Below are 14,742 nucleotides of genomic sequence, written 5' to 3' on the forward strand. Positions count from 1 at the left end.
AACGAGATAACTCGATTTAAAAACCACCTAATAAAAAGTTATTCTTCTTTTCAAAACCTCTATTAACCCTTTTGAGTAGTACAAATACAAATCGGGTATACCAAGTATAAAAGTTTTCGTTGAGTACATTCCTTTCCCATGCTTTTCAATAAGCTCTTTATGGTTCTCTTCCATTACGAAAACATAATCTGCCCATTCCATTAACTCTTCAGTCAATTCAGTTACTCCATGCTTTCTACAAAGTTTAATATTCGTTCCTGCTGATTTAAATTCAATCTCTGGATGCTCTTTTGAAAAATATTCCTCTGCAGTTTTAGAACGCTGTTTATTTGCACTACAAACGAACAATATTTTTAATTTCACTTCATCTTTATTAGAAGGAAAGTTATCATCTATAACATTAATAAAATCTTTTTTTAGCTCTTCAAATGTATTACCCTCAAAAGAAACACCTTCATTTATATTTTGTAATGTACCCTGAAGAACCTGATCATCTTCAGTCCATTTCACTAGACCTACTAGTTTTTTATATATTAAATACTTTCTCATTTTATTGTTTTTTATATAAAAGCCCCAGTTATAACTGGGGCTTTTGAGTTAATTTCCATACCAATCAACTGTTGCTGTTTTTTCTACCTTAACTCCATTAGAATCAATAAATACAAATTTTATTTCTCCTTTTTGAGGTTTTTCAACACCTGTTTGCACTATGGAAATATTTCCTCTTCTTATACTTCCCATATCTAACAACTCACCTGGGGTAATACTCACACCTGTATTAAACTCTGTTAGGCTAGTAGTTCCTAAACCATTTGTTTCATAATAGAATTTATATTCTAAAAATTGATTTTTTACATCTGGAGGGACTATATTAAAACTTGACGATAAATTAAATTGATAAAAATTTGAAAAACTATCTGAACCTAGTGTAACTTCAAAATCAGTAGGTTTTGATTCAAAGCTAATTTCTTGAGTTTTAGAAATACCATTCGGTCCTTTAATAACAAACTTTATGGGTTCTTTAGTTATTTCTAGTCCCTTATAGTTGAATCCAGACCTTCCAATACCTAGAGGAATAATATCTGAATTTTTGTACACTACACCATCTTTTAATATCTCAGCATTAGCTCCGGTAAAATACATTTCGTAATTTGTATCTCCAGCTCCGATGTGATTTATATCAACATTAAATTTTGTTTTTTCTCCAATATAGTTGTCATTACTAGAAGGCGTTATCAAAGACGTAAAGCTAGATTCTTTTACTTCAAAATCTACATATAAAACTACTGAAGCCCCATTAGATGCTGTAAGTGTAAACTGAATAGGAATGATAGAACCTTCACTACCTATATATTGCATTTTATGTAAACCTTCATCTATATCAAAAACCTGAGTATTTAAATAAGTTTTTGTCCCGTCCTTTAATTGCCCTTTACTTCCGTCGAATGATAACTCAAATGTCAATTTTTCTACTCCAATCTTTAAAACCTCTATATTGAAATCTGTTTGATAAGCTACATAGTTACTTGTTTTTGAAGGAGTAATTTTTAAATCAACTTCAGTTTTTTTAACAACGAAATCAACCTTGACTTCATACTCTTTACCATTAGAAGCCTTAACAAGAAAACCTAATTCAAGGTTTCCTACTTCTGTAGAAGAAAAAATGAAAGATAACTTTCCCTCAGACAAGCCAGTAATCTTTTCATTTAACTTTAATTCATTACCATCTACTAATAGTACTCCTTGCAATGATTGTTTTATGCTTTTAAGCTCATATGTTAAATCATCTTCTAACTCGCCTGGGAGTTTTTCAATTTCAAGATTGAACTCAATATCTTCAGCAAAATAAACTTCATCACCTGTTAACTTCGTTAGATTTATTTTAAAATCATTCAAATCAACAACTTTGTAATAAACAAGTTTTTCTGTTTCTAAATCACTATCGTTTCTTACCTTTATTTTCACCTCATTCTCTTCTGGTTCTTCAGCTATATACACAACTTCAACTTCCAAAGAGTTTAATTCATATTCCTCTCCTGGTATTAGAGTTGAACCATCCATTTTATACAACCCCTTTCCTTTATTTAATTCATATGAAAAGTAATATTTTGTCCCTTTTACAACTCGCTCAGGGTTTATTTTGATAGTGGTTTTTATTTCTTCACCGATAAAACTAATTTCTTTTTGCTCTGTAGTTATCTTAAAATCAAAGTTGTCTTCAACTATTACATCTAAGTTACTATCACATGATATAAGCACTAATGCAAATAGTGCATAGAAAATATTTTTCATTATTATTTTTTTAAAAGATTACATATTTCAACCCTAAACCAGCCATAAACTTTGACTTCCCAATCTCACTATTAACATGGTAATAATGCGTGTAACGAGCTAATAAACTAAACCTATCTGTTAAAAATAAGTCTCCTTGAACCCCTGCATAACCACCATAAATAGATCCATCTTTACTCGTTATTAAAGCTCCATTAGGCAAACTTTCATTTCCATTATTAATAGTTTCTTTTCCTATTACTCCACCAACTCCAGCATAAACTAAGAAGTAATCTTTTTGGACTGAAAGAAAATCTATCTTTCTAAAGTAACCTAGATTTAAAGTGTGAACATTGACATCTATTTTATACTCTGTTTCTGTCTCATTTAAGAAACCAGAATAAAAACCTAACTCAAAAAAATCTTGCTTAATGTTTTGAAAAGAGTATGCAACATTAAATAAAGTTGCTACTCCATTATCTGAGTAACCTAAGTTACCCGAAATAAACTTCTTACTCTGCGCTTTTGTAACTGGGATATAGAGAATAAGAACTAACCCCAAAAAAAATATTTTTAAACTTTTTGACATTTCTAATGTTTTTAAATTAATACTAACTTTGTTAAGCAAGATGGTAAGTACCAGTTACCATCTTGCGTGACATTTCTTAATGTTTGGTAGGTCGTTATCTTATAACTTCCTACCTTTTTTAATAGTTATTTATTCATTGGCGAGTTTTTTTAAAAAATTAAAGTGTGAGGTTGTGTCCGTTTAATGTGAGAACCTTATGGACAAAACATTTTTCTTGGATTATGACGCAATGAAATTAATTCACTTTCTAACTCGTAAGTTATTTCATCTACTTCTTCTTCATGAAGTCCCTGCTCATTCAAAAAGTCATAAGACATCCTTAGAGCAAAGAACTGATTTGACACATCAAAAAAATTGAGGACTTCAGCAAATTTCCTAACAACCATTTCTTTATAGGTAACATTAGGAACCATTGAGTTTGTAGCTCTAGTTTCTATTTCTGAAATAGTTAATGGTGTTGCTCTACCGCAAGGAGAATAAAATCCTTCAGGAGCATCTTTTACTAATTCTAAAAAACGTGTATTCATATATTATTGATTTAAGATTTCTTTTAAAACTGACTTATTAAAATCTGACTTCATAAACCTTTTTACATCCCCTTTGAACGTTAGTAGTTCATGATAAAATTGCAGTTCCTTTGTTTGATTACTAGAATAATACTTGCAATACTCATCTATCGGTAAATTGAAGTAATTCTCCTTAAATTTTTTAAACCTTGGGTTGTACTTGTTATTTACCCAATACAACACTAAAATTTCTATTTTTTCTATCATTTTCATATATCTAATTTACGAATTAACCACCTTAAAACCCTTTATTTTACTAGGTTTGTAGCTGTTTTAACCCCTCTTGTTTTTTCCCTTTTTATTTAATCTAAGTTTACCACTATTTCTTCGCTGGTTGAGTTCTGCTCTTGGTTTCTACCGCTTTTAATTTCCTCCACATCTTTATATATTTTATTGAATATTTCTCTTGGATAGCTGTCTTCTTTCTTTTCAAATTTTCGATACTTTGAATCAACCTCTCCAAACTGAACCCCCAATAACTCATTATAATTACCTTGTGCTATTACTCCATAAAACTTCCCTGGACTAGCATTTGTGATATCTGAAATTTTAACTCTTTCTCTTTGCTGATACGACTCAGAAATACTCTTTGATGAACTAGAACTTCCATAAGTGTTTTCACTTGCGCTTTTTGAAGAACTCTTGAATTTCACATCATGCTTACCAAAAAGACTGATAATCATTTTAGCTGTTTGCTCATTTACAGTTCTTCCATAGAATTGATTTCCTAAGTTTGAAATCATTACTTGCGCTTTATCTCTCCCATATTTATCAACCATTTGAGAATAATCTTGAACTCCCAAAACAGTAGCCACTCTATTACTTCTTGCTGTAGCTGGTATTTGTTCAAAATTTGGAATGTAAAGTGTAGGAGCCTCATCAAGTATTATGGCACTTTTTAACTTATTTGGTTGATTCATTAACCTAGCAGAAACACTCACTATTAAAGAAATAATAGGCGCATAAGTATCACTTAGAGAACTATCATTTCCTACACATAAGAAAGTTCCTTGTCCTGGATTATTCAAGTCTAAACTTGTTTCATCTTCACTTAACAGATAAAAAACTTCTGGAATATTTAACTGAGCTAAAGAGTTTTTTAATGTTCCTACTACTCCAGCTATTTGTTTTTCAGCTTTCATTTCATGTGCTTCTTTTAAAGAGGCAATCATACCTGCTGTTTCTGGATCTTGTGTTAGTTTTTCTATTAGAACCGTTGAAGGAAAAGCCAAAACCATAGCTATCAAATGAGGTAGACTACTGAATTGAGGATAATTATTTCTCAAATACCAAATAACTCCTGATAATATACTTATTGAGGTCCTGGTCCAATAATCTTTTGATTTAATACTTTCAGGTAGTAAATTATTAATCAAAACTGTAGCTAACTCAAAAGCAATAGCTTGCTTAGTAACATATTTTGGAGATAATGGATTTACTCTAGTAGATATCTCGTGATTTTTAAAGCTAAGAATAGCAAAATTAATCTTATCATTCTTATAATAATGTGCTAGTTCTGAAAGCTCAGGACTTTTAAAATCATAGAGAATACCTGTATATTTATTCTCCATAAATTGTTGGATAATGGGATAAAACAAAGATTTACTTTTACCTGAACCTGCACCTCCAATCACAATAGTACCTCTATACGGATTTTCAATAGTAACTGTTCCTATCCCTGTCTCTAAGTATAATATTTCATCACTTGTTCGCTCTAAGGTTTTAGGTTTTCTATCTCTCTTCTTAGCTAATTTTCTATATATTTTCCACCCATTGACAGCACAAAAAACTACTCCAATCGAAAACCATAAAAAAAGGAAACCTCTTAAAAGTAAGAATGATAAGAGTGATATAAGCAATGAACCTATAAAACTGTCTGTTTTTTTATATAGTAAGTAAAAAACCTGTACAACCCCTAGAAATACTAACACTAAAAAAGCTTTCTGTAGTAAAATGTAAATCTCTTGTTCCATAATTATAATTCTAATTCGTTATTAATATCCATTTCTAACTCAAGCTGCTTAGTGTTTTCCTCACACAGCTCTTTGTCTATCTCAGTATACCCATTCCTCTTATCATAAGCTTTAACTAACTCCTTTTCTAAATCAGTTTTCTTTTCTTTATCTTTTTCCAATTCAATTTCTTTTAATCTGAAAGCATTCTTTGAAGCTTCTATTCTATATTCTACTTTCTCATTTATGCTTCTTGGGTAAGAAAACTGTACATCAAACAATCTTTCTGATTTTATATTAAATAAGTTTCTATCAAAACCTCTTTGGACACTTTTTCCATTTAGGACACTTTTATTATTCTTACCTCTTTCTTTTGCTAGCGGACTTAGTTTAAACCTCATTTCTTTATCCTTTCGAGCAACAATCAAATGCACATGAGTATTTAATCCTGATTTTTTATCTCCAGATTTCACTAAACCTCTTTTTACTTCAATGTCAGTTCCCTTATATTCTCTCGTGTGTTCAACTTTTGCTGCATATAAAAGTTGTTTTCCATTATTTAATCCATCCCTTTTAAAGTGAGCAGCATATTCATTCATGATTTTTCTCGTATAGGACTCTAGTAATCCCTCATATTTACTCAACTCCATTTTATTTAAATCTTTTACTGAATCAATGTCTCTAGACGTAATATTTTTTATCAGGTACTTTTGTTCATTTTCACTTGGGGCTATTGTAATTGAATAAAATTTTGCATCATTCCTACCTAATCCCTTACGGTTATTATTTATTAATTCAATAACTTCTTGCTTATTTAAACCTTGTTGATTTTGACTAAAAAAGCCTTTTCTTGGTTCAGGGAGTTCTTTGTTTTTTAAAGCCTCATTTTCCTTCTCTACATCCTCTTTTTCTAAATATGAAACAAGAGCCATACAATTCCCTTTATTACCGTTACTTTTTTCTGAAGTTTGAATTTTAACTATCATCATTTACTTTATTCACAATCTGTTTTGCAGTTTCTGTCAAAGCACTCAACAGGTACTTTTTGTCTACTAAGTCCTCCTTAATGAGGTTCAAAAATTTTTCTATTAAGAGATCTTGTTTTCTAATTAAAGGAACTAACATTTCCTTTTCTTGAGTTCTTATAAAAGAGATTAACTGATTCTTCATTTTTTTTACTTCAGCACTCACATCAGATACGTCTGTTGGATCTATTTTAGTTTTAATAAAAAAGGTTAAACAACTCTCTATCAACTCTGTTTTATTAAGTGAATATTTAGCACATAAATCATTCATTTTCTCAAATGAAGATTCATAAACTCTAACTGTTTTATATTGTGATTTTTTACTCATTATGCATTAGTTTATTCTCTTTAACTAGCTTATTTACTGATGATTTTAAACTTGATTCTAAAAAAGTGCATAATTAAAAAGGGAAACAAAAAATAAGCAAACACCTAAAAATCAATAAAATACAATCAAAAACCCCGTAGGGCGAGGCGAACAATTCGGACTCTGTCCGAGTTCGCCTCGCTTACGATGTAACCCTTTCAAAACCTCCTGTCATTACCCTTTAGTTCTAAGAAGTTAAACATCTCATAAAAGCGGCTATACACTCTATCTCCATATTCCTTTTTGACATCTTGTATGTTTAAGTTTGAAGTAATAAAAGTTTTTGTTGCTTTAGCCTTAAACTCATTGTACCGTATCTCTAAAATCCTAATCATTAATTTCTCTTTCACTCCCCAACTATTTGCTAATTTTTCGGCTCCTAAATCATCAAAATGTACTTTTCCTTTTGTGTGTTTTTCTACTACATATTCTCCTTCTAAGTTGTAGTTAGTAATAACATTATGAACAGATACATTTTTAAACCATAAATAAGGAAGTTTATATTTCTTACTAATAATTTGTATGACATTAAAGATTGATGACTTTCCTGTTCCACATGTTCCATAAACGAACAACCCTTTTCTAAGTTCTCCACCATATTCGCTTTCAAATTTTGGGTTATTTGAAAAGTAAAGAGATACTAAGTGAAGAAAGTCTTTGTTAAAACCATCTACTTGAAATTCTCTCCCTCTTTGTTTAAAATAATTTTTACTTTCTCGCCAAATCAAAGTTTTTAAAGCTTCTGTTGGTATGCTAGAAATAGGAACTTGTTCTTTTACTTGAGATATTTTTTTGAAATAGGAATTATTGATTTCTATTTCTTTTTTTTCTCGCGCAACTCTTTTTTTTCTTTCTTCTTCAGTTTCCATTCTAAGCTGCTGTTTTAATCTTTGACCTATTCTCATAATTTTATTTTTTTCTAGGATTTAAACTTTTTTTCTCTTTTAAATAATTATTAGATTTTACTATTAAATTACTTGTATTATTATCCTTTAGAATTTTCTCAATAGGGGTATTTAGATTTTTCAAAATACCTTCTCCATAAATTTCTATATACCTATTTAGAATATGCTTAGTACCTTTTCTATAGATGATTTTCGTATTTATATGCCCACATTTTTCAAGTGAACTTATCCAAACACTAATCGTTTCAATTCTCACTCCATACAATTCTGAAAAGTATCTGTTAGTTGCCCAGCAAAATCCTTTTTCATTACATAGAGCAGTTATTTCACCATAAAGCAGTTTCGCATTTGGGGTTAATCTATTATCATACCTAACTTTGGCTGGTATAATAGCATAATAGCCTGGTCTAAATCCTTCCATATAATTATACCTTAACCAAACTCTTATCTTTCTTTGCGTACTCAATAAGTTTTTTCTTTGAGTAAAAAATTGGTCTACCAATTCTTATATACGCATCTCGAGGAATCTTACCAGACTTTCTCCAATCTATTATCGTAGTAACACTAACTCCTAAAAACCTAGCTGCTGCCTTTTGGGATAGCTTTTCATCATCTGAAGGAATTGAAGTATCTATTAATTCTGTTTGCCTTATTTCATTCATAACAAGACGAACAGCTCTTACTAAGTCTTCTTTTGTATGTGTATAGAAAAGTACATTTGCCATAACTAAACTTGTTTTTACTTCTTTTAATTAAACTTCTTATTAGCTAGGTGCAAGTTGGCTTCAATAGGCACAAAAAAAAAGTTGACAATTAAAATTGTCAACTTTCAATATTTTTAAACTGTTTAATATTAATGCTTTAAGTAGTTTTTAATTTCTAAAAAACTATCTAAACCTGTAAACTTAACTAGTTCTATTAACTTACTTTCAGGAATACTTAAAAACTCATTTCTTATTACATTCCTAAGATTATCACTCAAACCTATATATTGCCGATTAATTTCTTGAAGTTCATCCTTCAGAATATCTTTAATCTTAACACCACTTTCTTCGATTTGAACATAACCTAATCTCATAGTTAGTATGATAAAAGCTACGAACTTTTTAGTGATATCTTTTGTTAAAAAATCAATGGATGATATTTCTGACACATATGAAATTGATGGATACTTAGACTTCCATTCAAAAGAGTTTAAAACAAACCTATTAATTTTTCTCTCCACTTCTCCACTCATTTGGACACCATTTTTTTCAAAAAAAGCTTGGAGAAGTTTACTATACCCTAAAGGGCTAACATTTAACTTGAACTTATCTCGTTCTTTATACTTTTTGTTCTGTTTTACTTCTTGCTTTATAAAACTTAGATTTAATTGATCTAACCAATTCTCAAAATCTTCAAACCTCAAAACCTGCCTACTAACAGGTATTTCTAAAAAATTCATCATTTCTCTCACGTGCTCTCCATTCTCAAAACCTAATGAAGTTCCCTCTCCTTCAAAAGGATCTACACTTAATACCTCTTTCGGAAACTGTTTTAATTCATATCTATATATTTCATTATACAAATCCCATGAAATAGGTTTCCCTAACCTAATAGCTAATTCAGACAAAAAACCTTTTAGCCTATTCACATATAAATTTAACTCCTGTTCATCAACAAGTGTTAGTTCATAAACTACTATTCTTTGCAATAAATCTAGTGGTAAAATAAAAAGGGAAATAAAAAAGCATTCTTTATCAGAGATTAACCTCGGAGACCTATGATTAAGCTTTTTCAGCTCATTAAAAGAACACTGACTTAACAACGGATTCAAAAAACCACTGTCAACATCTAATAACCTCCCTATGACGTGAGTCTTTAATTGTTCTTCTCCATAATTTTCAAGAAAATCACTCTCTGCTTCTTCTCTCGAACCTACTTTACGACTTTCAATACCATTTATAATCCTAATACTAGATTTTTCAACATCCTCATAAAAATCTTTATACAGTCTAGAAATCATAAAAACAATCCTATCTACAAGCGAAATAGACTTTATCTCTGACTCTATTAATATTATTTCATTTTGAAGTTCATTACTTACAATCATAGCTTATCCCAAGTATTATCCATTTCTTGTTTCTTAAAGTCTTCTGCAATTTTCACATAACGCCTAAACGATTCTTCCTTTTTATGCCCCGTAATGTTACGCACAACCATTTCTTTCATCCCAAGGATAAGAGAATTTGTCACAAACGTTTTTCGAGCTGTATGCGTCGTTATAAGTTCATATTTAGGAACTGTCTTATCAATTCTCTTTTTTCCTACAAACCTTGTTGTGGAGGTTGGCGTATTGATTCCAGCTAGCTCACAACATTCTTTTATGTACTTATTCATTTTCTCTCTTGAGATAACTGGAAGAGGTTCATAGATTGTGTCTTTGTATTTATCTAGAATTTCTTTAGCAAAGCGATTCAAAGGTATTTTATGATCTATCTTTTTGTCTTTTGAATATTCAACTTTATATAATCATCAAAAACATGAGAAGAGTTTAGTTGCTTTAAATCTGAATACCGAAGACCACTAAAGCAACCAAAACAATAAGTATCTTTTGTGTGCTCTAACCTTGGAGATTCAAATTCATGCTTGTAGAGCTGCATTAACTCTTCCATTGTTAGATAAACTACTTCTATTTCCTGTTCTGGAGCTTTAAATTTTTGATACGCTATATTTTCATGATATCCTCTATCAAAAGACCAGTTCATAAAAGTTTTCAATACTGAAACCAACTTAGCGAAGTAATTATTTAACGTATTTCTTTCTTCAAAGGCATAATCTCTAAAATCCTCAAAAAAATCAATCGTTATATTATCGAAATGAAGCCTGAAGTTTTTAGCTTCAGAAAAATCTTTATAAAAATTAAGTGCAGTTCTATAACGTCTAAGAGTTCCATCTGTTTTAATATTCTTGCCTTTCTCTATGAACTCTTCAAAGCAATCAACAAAATCATGAGTCAAGTTTACTTCTAACCCTGAATTAAGCTTATCTAAAACAAACTCTTTTGTAGGCTCAATGTTATTCAACATCAAATACCTAAAAATGCTTTTTACAACACCCTCTTGCTCATCTAACTTCTTATTATACTCTACATGGTAATTATATTCTTCCGATTTCGTAGACGGCTTTATTCGTTGGTCTTTTGCCTTCCAATGCTTTTCTTTTACTCTTACGTCTTTTACGTCCTTCCTTACCCTTTCTCCTTTAAACGTAATCGTCATTAAGACTGGCATCAATCCACTTTTATTAATCTTATTCTTTCTTACACTAAATGAAACTTGCATTCTTATTTAACTATGTTTAAACGGATTAAATTGGTGTCATTTATGGTGTCAAATTTTCAACATAAACTAATAAAAGTTAATTTAACAACACAACATTAATCCCAAATATAGTAATAAAGAGAGAGTTAAGTAAGTAAAATTTTAATTAAAAATAAAGGTACTCCTGCCGAGGTCACAAAAACCCTGTTAGAAATCTAACAGGGTTTTATTTTTTATAATATTTCCTACTCAAAACATACTACATAAAAATCAAATTGATTTTTTTAAATTACTTCTAATAGAAAAGTATTATTCTTTCTTAAACCAGCTTAAGTTGTAACAATAGTCATAATAATACCTTTGATTTTATAAAATAAAAATCATGAAACAAAGACTAAACATTCAAGAATTAGAGCCAAATTCTTACAAAGCTATTTTAGAAATTTTTAAATATCTTGAAACAACATCCCTCTCAAAAGACATTAAAAATCTTATAAAAATAAGAAGTTCTCAAATTAATTCTTGTGCTTATTGTATAGAAATGCATACTTCGGAGGCTCTAAAAATTGGAGAAAAACAAAACAGAATTTTTGCTTTAAGCGCTTGGAAAGAATCTCCTTTATTTTCTAAAAAAGAAAAAGCCTTGTTAGCTGCTACTGATGAAATAACACAAGTAAGTAATAATGGATTATCAGAAAACACCTTTCAGGAACTTAAGGAACACTTTACCGATAATGAAATAGCACAAATTATTATACAAATAGGAGAAATTAATATTTGGAATCGTATTGCAGTATCTACACTAATGTTTCATCAATCATCATAATGGTTTGTTATAAGATTAATAAATAAAGTCTTATCTAAATTTTCAATAAAGCTATTCTTTTTGAGTAGCTTTATTACCTTTCATTATATCCTTTACCTTGGAACATTTTAGGTATGGACTTTTCTATTCTTGACAAACGTGTTTTTGATTGTTTAGCTTTAGAAAAATACAGTAAGTAACTTCTTTGTCTTCCTGGTGTTAAGCCTTCGAAAGCTTTTTGTAAATCTGAGTTTTCTTTTAGGGTTTCTTTAAACTCACTTACCATTTCAAATTCTGAAGTTTTCTTAGTTTCCACCTTTAAACCTGCTTTTTCAACTGCTATCGCTTCAAAAATATATTCTTTAATCGTTTTTGCTATAACAACTATTTCTTCTGGCTTTGTAAACCTAATTTGACGAGCAGATTGTACATTTTCTGTTTGTTGAATTAAAACCTCGTTTGTATCTTTTAACAATGCGCCTTTATGAAAAAGTAGTGCACAATAATCTTTAAAACCATGAATCAATACAATATTTTTTCCTTGAAAGGTGTAACAAGGATGCATCCATTTAAAATCTTCTTCAAGACCACAGTCCAAGCAAATTTGTCGTAACAGCTTTGTTTCTTCTTTCCAGTTTTTTATTTTTTCTATGTATTTATCTACTTTCTCCATTACAACTTTTTGTGTTCTTTTTAAATATGCAGCTTCAACAGAAACTTTGCTTAAAGTTATTGATTTTTTAAGTATAACTTAAAAAAGTGTAACGATATAAACTTCGTTACACTTTTTTATAATTAGTGATTAGACGTTTCGTCTGCTTTTACATCACCTTTTAAACTCATTTCCATATTGTGATCGTATTGACAACAACCTGGTAAGTTACCATAAGCATCTTCATTACTTGCTACTTTATCAGTATCGTAACCAGACCCTGCAATTGCGTTATGAATAGCATCTACATTTGTTTTAGAGTCATCAAACGATACGTTGATTTGCTTTCTTACTTTATCCCAATCTGCTGACGCTACTCCATCTATACCATTTACAGCTTTTTCGATAGTACTTTTACACATTCCACAGTTACCTCTTACTCCAAAAGTTGTAGTAGTCATTGCTACTTCCTGAGTAGTTGTTTGCTCTGTTTGCACTTCTTTTGTTTCTGTTTCTTTTTTAGCTTCGTTTTTACAACTTACTAAACCAATTGTAGCCAACATAGCTACTCCTAAGATTACTTTTTTCATTTTGATTTGATATTTAATTATTAGTAATTATTTCTTTTACTTCACCACATTTTAGCATACCCTCACCAAAATACGGATTTAACACTTGTTTTTCTTTACTTAACCAATAAGCCCCTTTATCACTATCTGCCATAGGACAGTATTGTTTATAAGTAACCTCATTTATTCCAAAAGATTGAACTGCTATAATAAAATGCTCTGATAATACTTTAAAATACTTTCGCTGTGCACTTACATCAGTAATTTTTACAATTTCTGCATTGCTTGACTTTAGCGCAGGGACTAATTGCAACCACTGCTTATGAGCTTCTTCATTCGTTAACAACTTCATATCAACCGATGTTAAGGCTTTTTGTAGGTTGCCTGCACTTATTTTTGCTGCATTTGCATCAGTTTTTACCAAAGCATCTTTTAAGACAATGTAGGCTTCATAAGCTTTTTGCAATTGCTCTTTAAACTTTTTTGATGTACTAAAAGATTCCATAATCTCTTTTGTATGATTCATCATTGACTTCTTCCCTTGTAATTGTGCTGATGCATCAATTGTGAACACACCATTCGTAACAATCTCTTCTCCTGACTTCAACCCTTTCTCTACTAAATAGCTCTCTCCTGCTCTTCTTCCTAATACCACTTCTCTCATTTCAAAAACTGGTTTACTTGCGTCAGGCTTTATGTATACAACTGAACGTTTTCCTGTCCATAAAACTGCTGTAGCTGGAATACTCAATTGTTGTTCTGTTTGCTTTTCTGTAGCTTCTACCTTTCCTGTAACAAACATAGCTGGCTTAAACCTTCCTTTGTTATTGTTAAGAACAGCACGCATAGTTACCGTACGAGTTTCTTGATTTAACACAGGGTCGATAAACGAAACTTTTGCTTTAAAAGTTTCGTTAGGGTATGCATTTGTAGTAATTGATATATTTTGACCTACTTTAAAATTACTGATTTGATTCTCATATACATCAAAGTTCGCCCATACTGAACTCAGATTTGCTATTTTTAATAATGCTTGTCCTTGGCTTACATAATCTCCTTGTTCTACTAATTTTTCTGATACTGTACCAGAAACTGTAGCATATACAGGAAAGTTTTCTTTGACTTTCCCTGTTTTTTCAATTTGATTGATTTGATTTTCGGACAGCTTCCACAATTTCAACTTATTTCTAACTGCTTTATACAATGCTGGCTGATTTTCTTTTACTGACGCTGCTGTTAATAATTCTTGCTGTGCTTTTACCAATTCAGGAGAATATACTGTTGCCAACAACTGGCCTTTTCTTATTTCTTCTCCTGTAAAGTTCACATTTAAACGTTCTATTCTTCCTGCAAAATAACTTACTTGTACTGCATTTGACTTTTCGTTTTCTGCTATTTTTCCGGATAATGTAATTGTATTATCAGCACTTATAGCATTGCCAATCACAGTTGTTTGTACATTTGCTAATGCCAATGCATTTTTAGTCAATTTAAACTGGTTTACTGCTAGTCCTTCAGCTCCTACTTCCGCAGGGATTAAATCCATTCCACAAATAGGACAATCTCCTGGTTCTGGTTGCATAATTTGTGGGTGCATAGAGCATGTCCACATTTTACCTTTTTCTGCTGTAGTATGGTCATGAGCTGCCTCACTTTTTGAAGAACCTCCACCAAAAAGTAGCCATCCTAAGAATACCCCAGCAATTAAAATTACTATATATATTATATATTTTTTCATC

18 protein-coding genes are annotated in these 14,742 nt (G+C 30.6%); 1 reads left to right on the forward strand and 17 read right to left on the reverse strand.

What is annotated here, in order from left to right; translation table 11 throughout:
- Positions 1-27: 27 nt before the first annotated feature.
- The 14 genes from NH341_RS06415 to NH341_RS06480 form a co-directional block, all read right to left on the reverse strand.
- A complete protein-coding gene (locus NH341_RS06415) occupies positions 28-549 on the reverse strand; it encodes a hypothetical protein (protein WP_253056084.1) in 522 nt (173 codons plus the stop codon).
- Positions 550-597: 48 nt separating this feature from the next.
- Positions 598-2,292, reverse strand: a complete 1,695-nt coding sequence (locus NH341_RS06420; RefSeq protein ID WP_253056086.1) for a TraQ conjugal transfer family protein — start codon at positions 2,290-2,292, stop codon at positions 598-600.
- Between the two features lie 10 nt (positions 2,293-2,302).
- Positions 2,303-2,860: a conjugal transfer protein TraO gene (locus tag NH341_RS06425; RefSeq protein WP_253056088.1), complete on the reverse strand. Its 558-nt coding sequence runs from the start codon at positions 2,858-2,860 to the stop codon at positions 2,303-2,305.
- A gap of 194 nt (positions 2,861-3,054) precedes the next feature.
- Positions 3,055-3,387, reverse strand: a complete 333-nt coding sequence (locus NH341_RS06430; protein ID WP_253056090.1) for a hypothetical protein — start codon at positions 3,385-3,387, stop codon at positions 3,055-3,057.
- Between the two features lie 3 nt (positions 3,388-3,390).
- On the reverse strand, positions 3,391-3,639 hold the full coding sequence (locus NH341_RS06435; protein ID WP_253056092.1) for a hypothetical protein: 249 nt from the start codon (positions 3,637-3,639) through the stop codon (positions 3,391-3,393).
- A gap of 89 nt (positions 3,640-3,728) precedes the next feature.
- Complete coding sequence (locus tag NH341_RS06440; protein ID WP_253056094.1) at positions 3,729-5,399, reverse strand: type IV secretory system conjugative DNA transfer family protein; 1,671 nt, start codon at positions 5,397-5,399, stop codon at positions 3,729-3,731.
- Positions 5,400-5,401: 2 nt separating this feature from the next.
- The gene (locus NH341_RS06445) at positions 5,402-6,367 is read right to left on the reverse strand and encodes a DUF5712 family protein (protein WP_253056096.1); all 966 of its coding nucleotides are present in this window, start codon (positions 6,365-6,367) and stop codon (positions 5,402-5,404) included.
- The gene (locus NH341_RS06450; RefSeq protein ID WP_124591282.1) at positions 6,354-6,731 is read right to left on the reverse strand and encodes a BfmA/BtgA family mobilization protein; all 378 of its coding nucleotides are present in this window, start codon (positions 6,729-6,731) and stop codon (positions 6,354-6,356) included. Before NH341_RS06450 ends, NH341_RS06445 begins: the two co-directional genes overlap by 14 nt.
- Before the next feature lie 197 nt (positions 6,732-6,928).
- Positions 6,929-7,675, reverse strand: coding sequence for a hypothetical protein (locus NH341_RS06455; protein ID WP_253056098.1), 747 nt, complete (start codon positions 7,673-7,675; stop codon positions 6,929-6,931).
- A 4-nt stretch (positions 7,676-7,679) separates the two neighbouring features.
- Positions 7,680-8,096, reverse strand: coding sequence for a helix-turn-helix domain-containing protein (locus tag NH341_RS06460; RefSeq protein WP_253056100.1), 417 nt, complete (start codon positions 8,094-8,096; stop codon positions 7,680-7,682).
- A 4-nt stretch (positions 8,097-8,100) separates the two neighbouring features.
- On the reverse strand, positions 8,101-8,400 hold the full coding sequence (locus NH341_RS06465) for a helix-turn-helix domain-containing protein (RefSeq protein WP_124591285.1): 300 nt from the start codon (positions 8,398-8,400) through the stop codon (positions 8,101-8,103).
- 128 nt (positions 8,401-8,528) lie between these two features.
- Positions 8,529-9,767, reverse strand: a complete 1,239-nt coding sequence (locus NH341_RS06470) for a hypothetical protein (protein WP_253056101.1) — start codon at positions 9,765-9,767, stop codon at positions 8,529-8,531.
- On the reverse strand, positions 9,764-10,135 hold the full coding sequence (locus tag NH341_RS06475; RefSeq protein ID WP_253056103.1) for a hypothetical protein: 372 nt from the start codon (positions 10,133-10,135) through the stop codon (positions 9,764-9,766). The genes NH341_RS06470 and NH341_RS06475 overlap by 4 nt, the downstream gene beginning before the upstream one ends.
- A 14-nt stretch (positions 10,136-10,149) precedes the next feature.
- Positions 10,150-10,998, reverse strand: a complete 849-nt coding sequence (locus NH341_RS06480; RefSeq protein WP_253056105.1) for a site-specific integrase — start codon at positions 10,996-10,998, stop codon at positions 10,150-10,152.
- 361 nt (positions 10,999-11,359) lie between these two features.
- On the opposite strand from NH341_RS06480, the gene NH341_RS06485 reads away from it, so the two are divergent.
- Complete coding sequence (locus NH341_RS06485) at positions 11,360-11,803, forward strand: carboxymuconolactone decarboxylase family protein (protein ID WP_159613608.1); 444 nt, start codon at positions 11,360-11,362, stop codon at positions 11,801-11,803.
- A 73-nt stretch (positions 11,804-11,876) separates the two neighbouring features.
- Here the strand turns inward: NH341_RS06485 and NH341_RS06490 are convergent, their stop codons facing one another.
- The 3 genes from NH341_RS06490 to NH341_RS06500 form a co-directional block, all read right to left on the reverse strand.
- Positions 11,877-12,455: a YdeI family protein gene (locus NH341_RS06490; protein ID WP_159613606.1), complete on the reverse strand. Its 579-nt coding sequence runs from the start codon at positions 12,453-12,455 to the stop codon at positions 11,877-11,879.
- 122 nt (positions 12,456-12,577) lie between these two features.
- Positions 12,578-13,024 (reverse strand): heavy-metal-associated domain-containing protein, encoded by a 447-nt coding sequence (locus tag NH341_RS06495; RefSeq protein ID WP_159613604.1) that lies wholly within the window; start codon positions 13,022-13,024, stop codon positions 12,578-12,580.
- 13 nt (positions 13,025-13,037) lie between these two features.
- Positions 13,038-14,741 carry an efflux RND transporter periplasmic adaptor subunit gene (locus NH341_RS06500; protein ID WP_253056107.1) on the reverse strand — a complete coding sequence of 568 codons (1,704 nt, stop codon included), beginning with the start codon at positions 14,739-14,741 and terminating at the stop codon, positions 13,038-13,040.
- Position 14,742: the final 1 nt, after the last annotated feature.

The organism is Tenacibaculum sp. XPcli2-G (genome assembly GCF_024124505.1).
Taxonomy (GTDB): domain Bacteria; phylum Bacteroidota; class Bacteroidia; order Flavobacteriales; family Flavobacteriaceae; genus Polaribacter; species Polaribacter mesophilus.

Excerpts from the sequence above, each read along its gene's own strand:
- NH341_RS06425 (WP_253056088.1), bottom strand. The coding sequence starts at position 2,860 with ATGTCAAAAAGTTTAAAAATATTTTTTTTGGGGTTAGTTCTTATTCTC.
- NH341_RS06490 (WP_159613606.1), bottom strand. The coding sequence starts at position 12,455 with ATGGAGAAAGTAGATAAATACATAGAAAAAATAAAAAACTGGAAAGAA.
- NH341_RS06430 (WP_253056090.1), bottom strand. The coding sequence starts at position 3,387 with ATGAATACACGTTTTTTAGAATTAGTAAAAGATGCTCCTGAAGGATTT.
- NH341_RS06485 (WP_159613608.1), top strand. The coding sequence starts at position 11,360 with ATGAAACAAAGACTAAACATTCAAGAATTAGAGCCAAATTCTTACAAA.
- NH341_RS06455 (WP_253056098.1), bottom strand. The coding sequence starts at position 7,675 with ATGAGAATAGGTCAAAGATTAAAACAGCAGCTTAGAATGGAAACTGAA.
- NH341_RS06420 (WP_253056086.1), bottom strand. The coding sequence starts at position 2,292 with ATGAAAAATATTTTCTATGCACTATTTGCATTAGTGCTTATATCATGT.
- NH341_RS06465 (WP_124591285.1), bottom strand. The coding sequence starts at position 8,400 with ATGGCAAATGTACTTTTCTATACACATACAAAAGAAGACTTAGTAAGA.
- NH341_RS06495 (WP_159613604.1), bottom strand. The coding sequence starts at position 13,024 with ATGAAAAAAGTAATCTTAGGAGTAGCTATGTTGGCTACAATTGGTTTA.
- NH341_RS06440 (WP_253056094.1), bottom strand. The coding sequence starts at position 5,399 with ATGGAACAAGAGATTTACATTTTACTACAGAAAGCTTTTTTAGTGTTA.
- NH341_RS06445 (WP_253056096.1), bottom strand. The coding sequence starts at position 6,367 with ATGATGATAGTTAAAATTCAAACTTCAGAAAAAAGTAACGGTAATAAA.
- NH341_RS06480 (WP_253056105.1), bottom strand. The coding sequence starts at position 10,998 with ATGCAAGTTTCATTTAGTGTAAGAAAGAATAAGATTAATAAAAGTGGA.
- NH341_RS06460 (WP_253056100.1), bottom strand. The coding sequence starts at position 8,096 with ATGGAAGGATTTAGACCAGGCTATTATGCTATTATACCAGCCAAAGTT.
- NH341_RS06450 (WP_124591282.1), bottom strand. The coding sequence starts at position 6,731 with ATGAGTAAAAAATCACAATATAAAACAGTTAGAGTTTATGAATCTTCA.
- NH341_RS06500 (WP_253056107.1), bottom strand. The coding sequence starts at position 14,741 with ATGAAAAAATATATAATATATATAGTAATTTTAATTGCTGGGGTATTC.
- NH341_RS06435 (WP_253056092.1), bottom strand. The coding sequence starts at position 3,639 with ATGAAAATGATAGAAAAAATAGAAATTTTAGTGTTGTATTGGGTAAAT.
- NH341_RS06470 (WP_253056101.1), bottom strand. The coding sequence starts at position 9,767 with ATGATTGTAAGTAATGAACTTCAAAATGAAATAATATTAATAGAGTCA.
- NH341_RS06415 (WP_253056084.1), bottom strand. The coding sequence starts at position 549 with ATGAGAAAGTATTTAATATATAAAAAACTAGTAGGTCTAGTGAAATGG.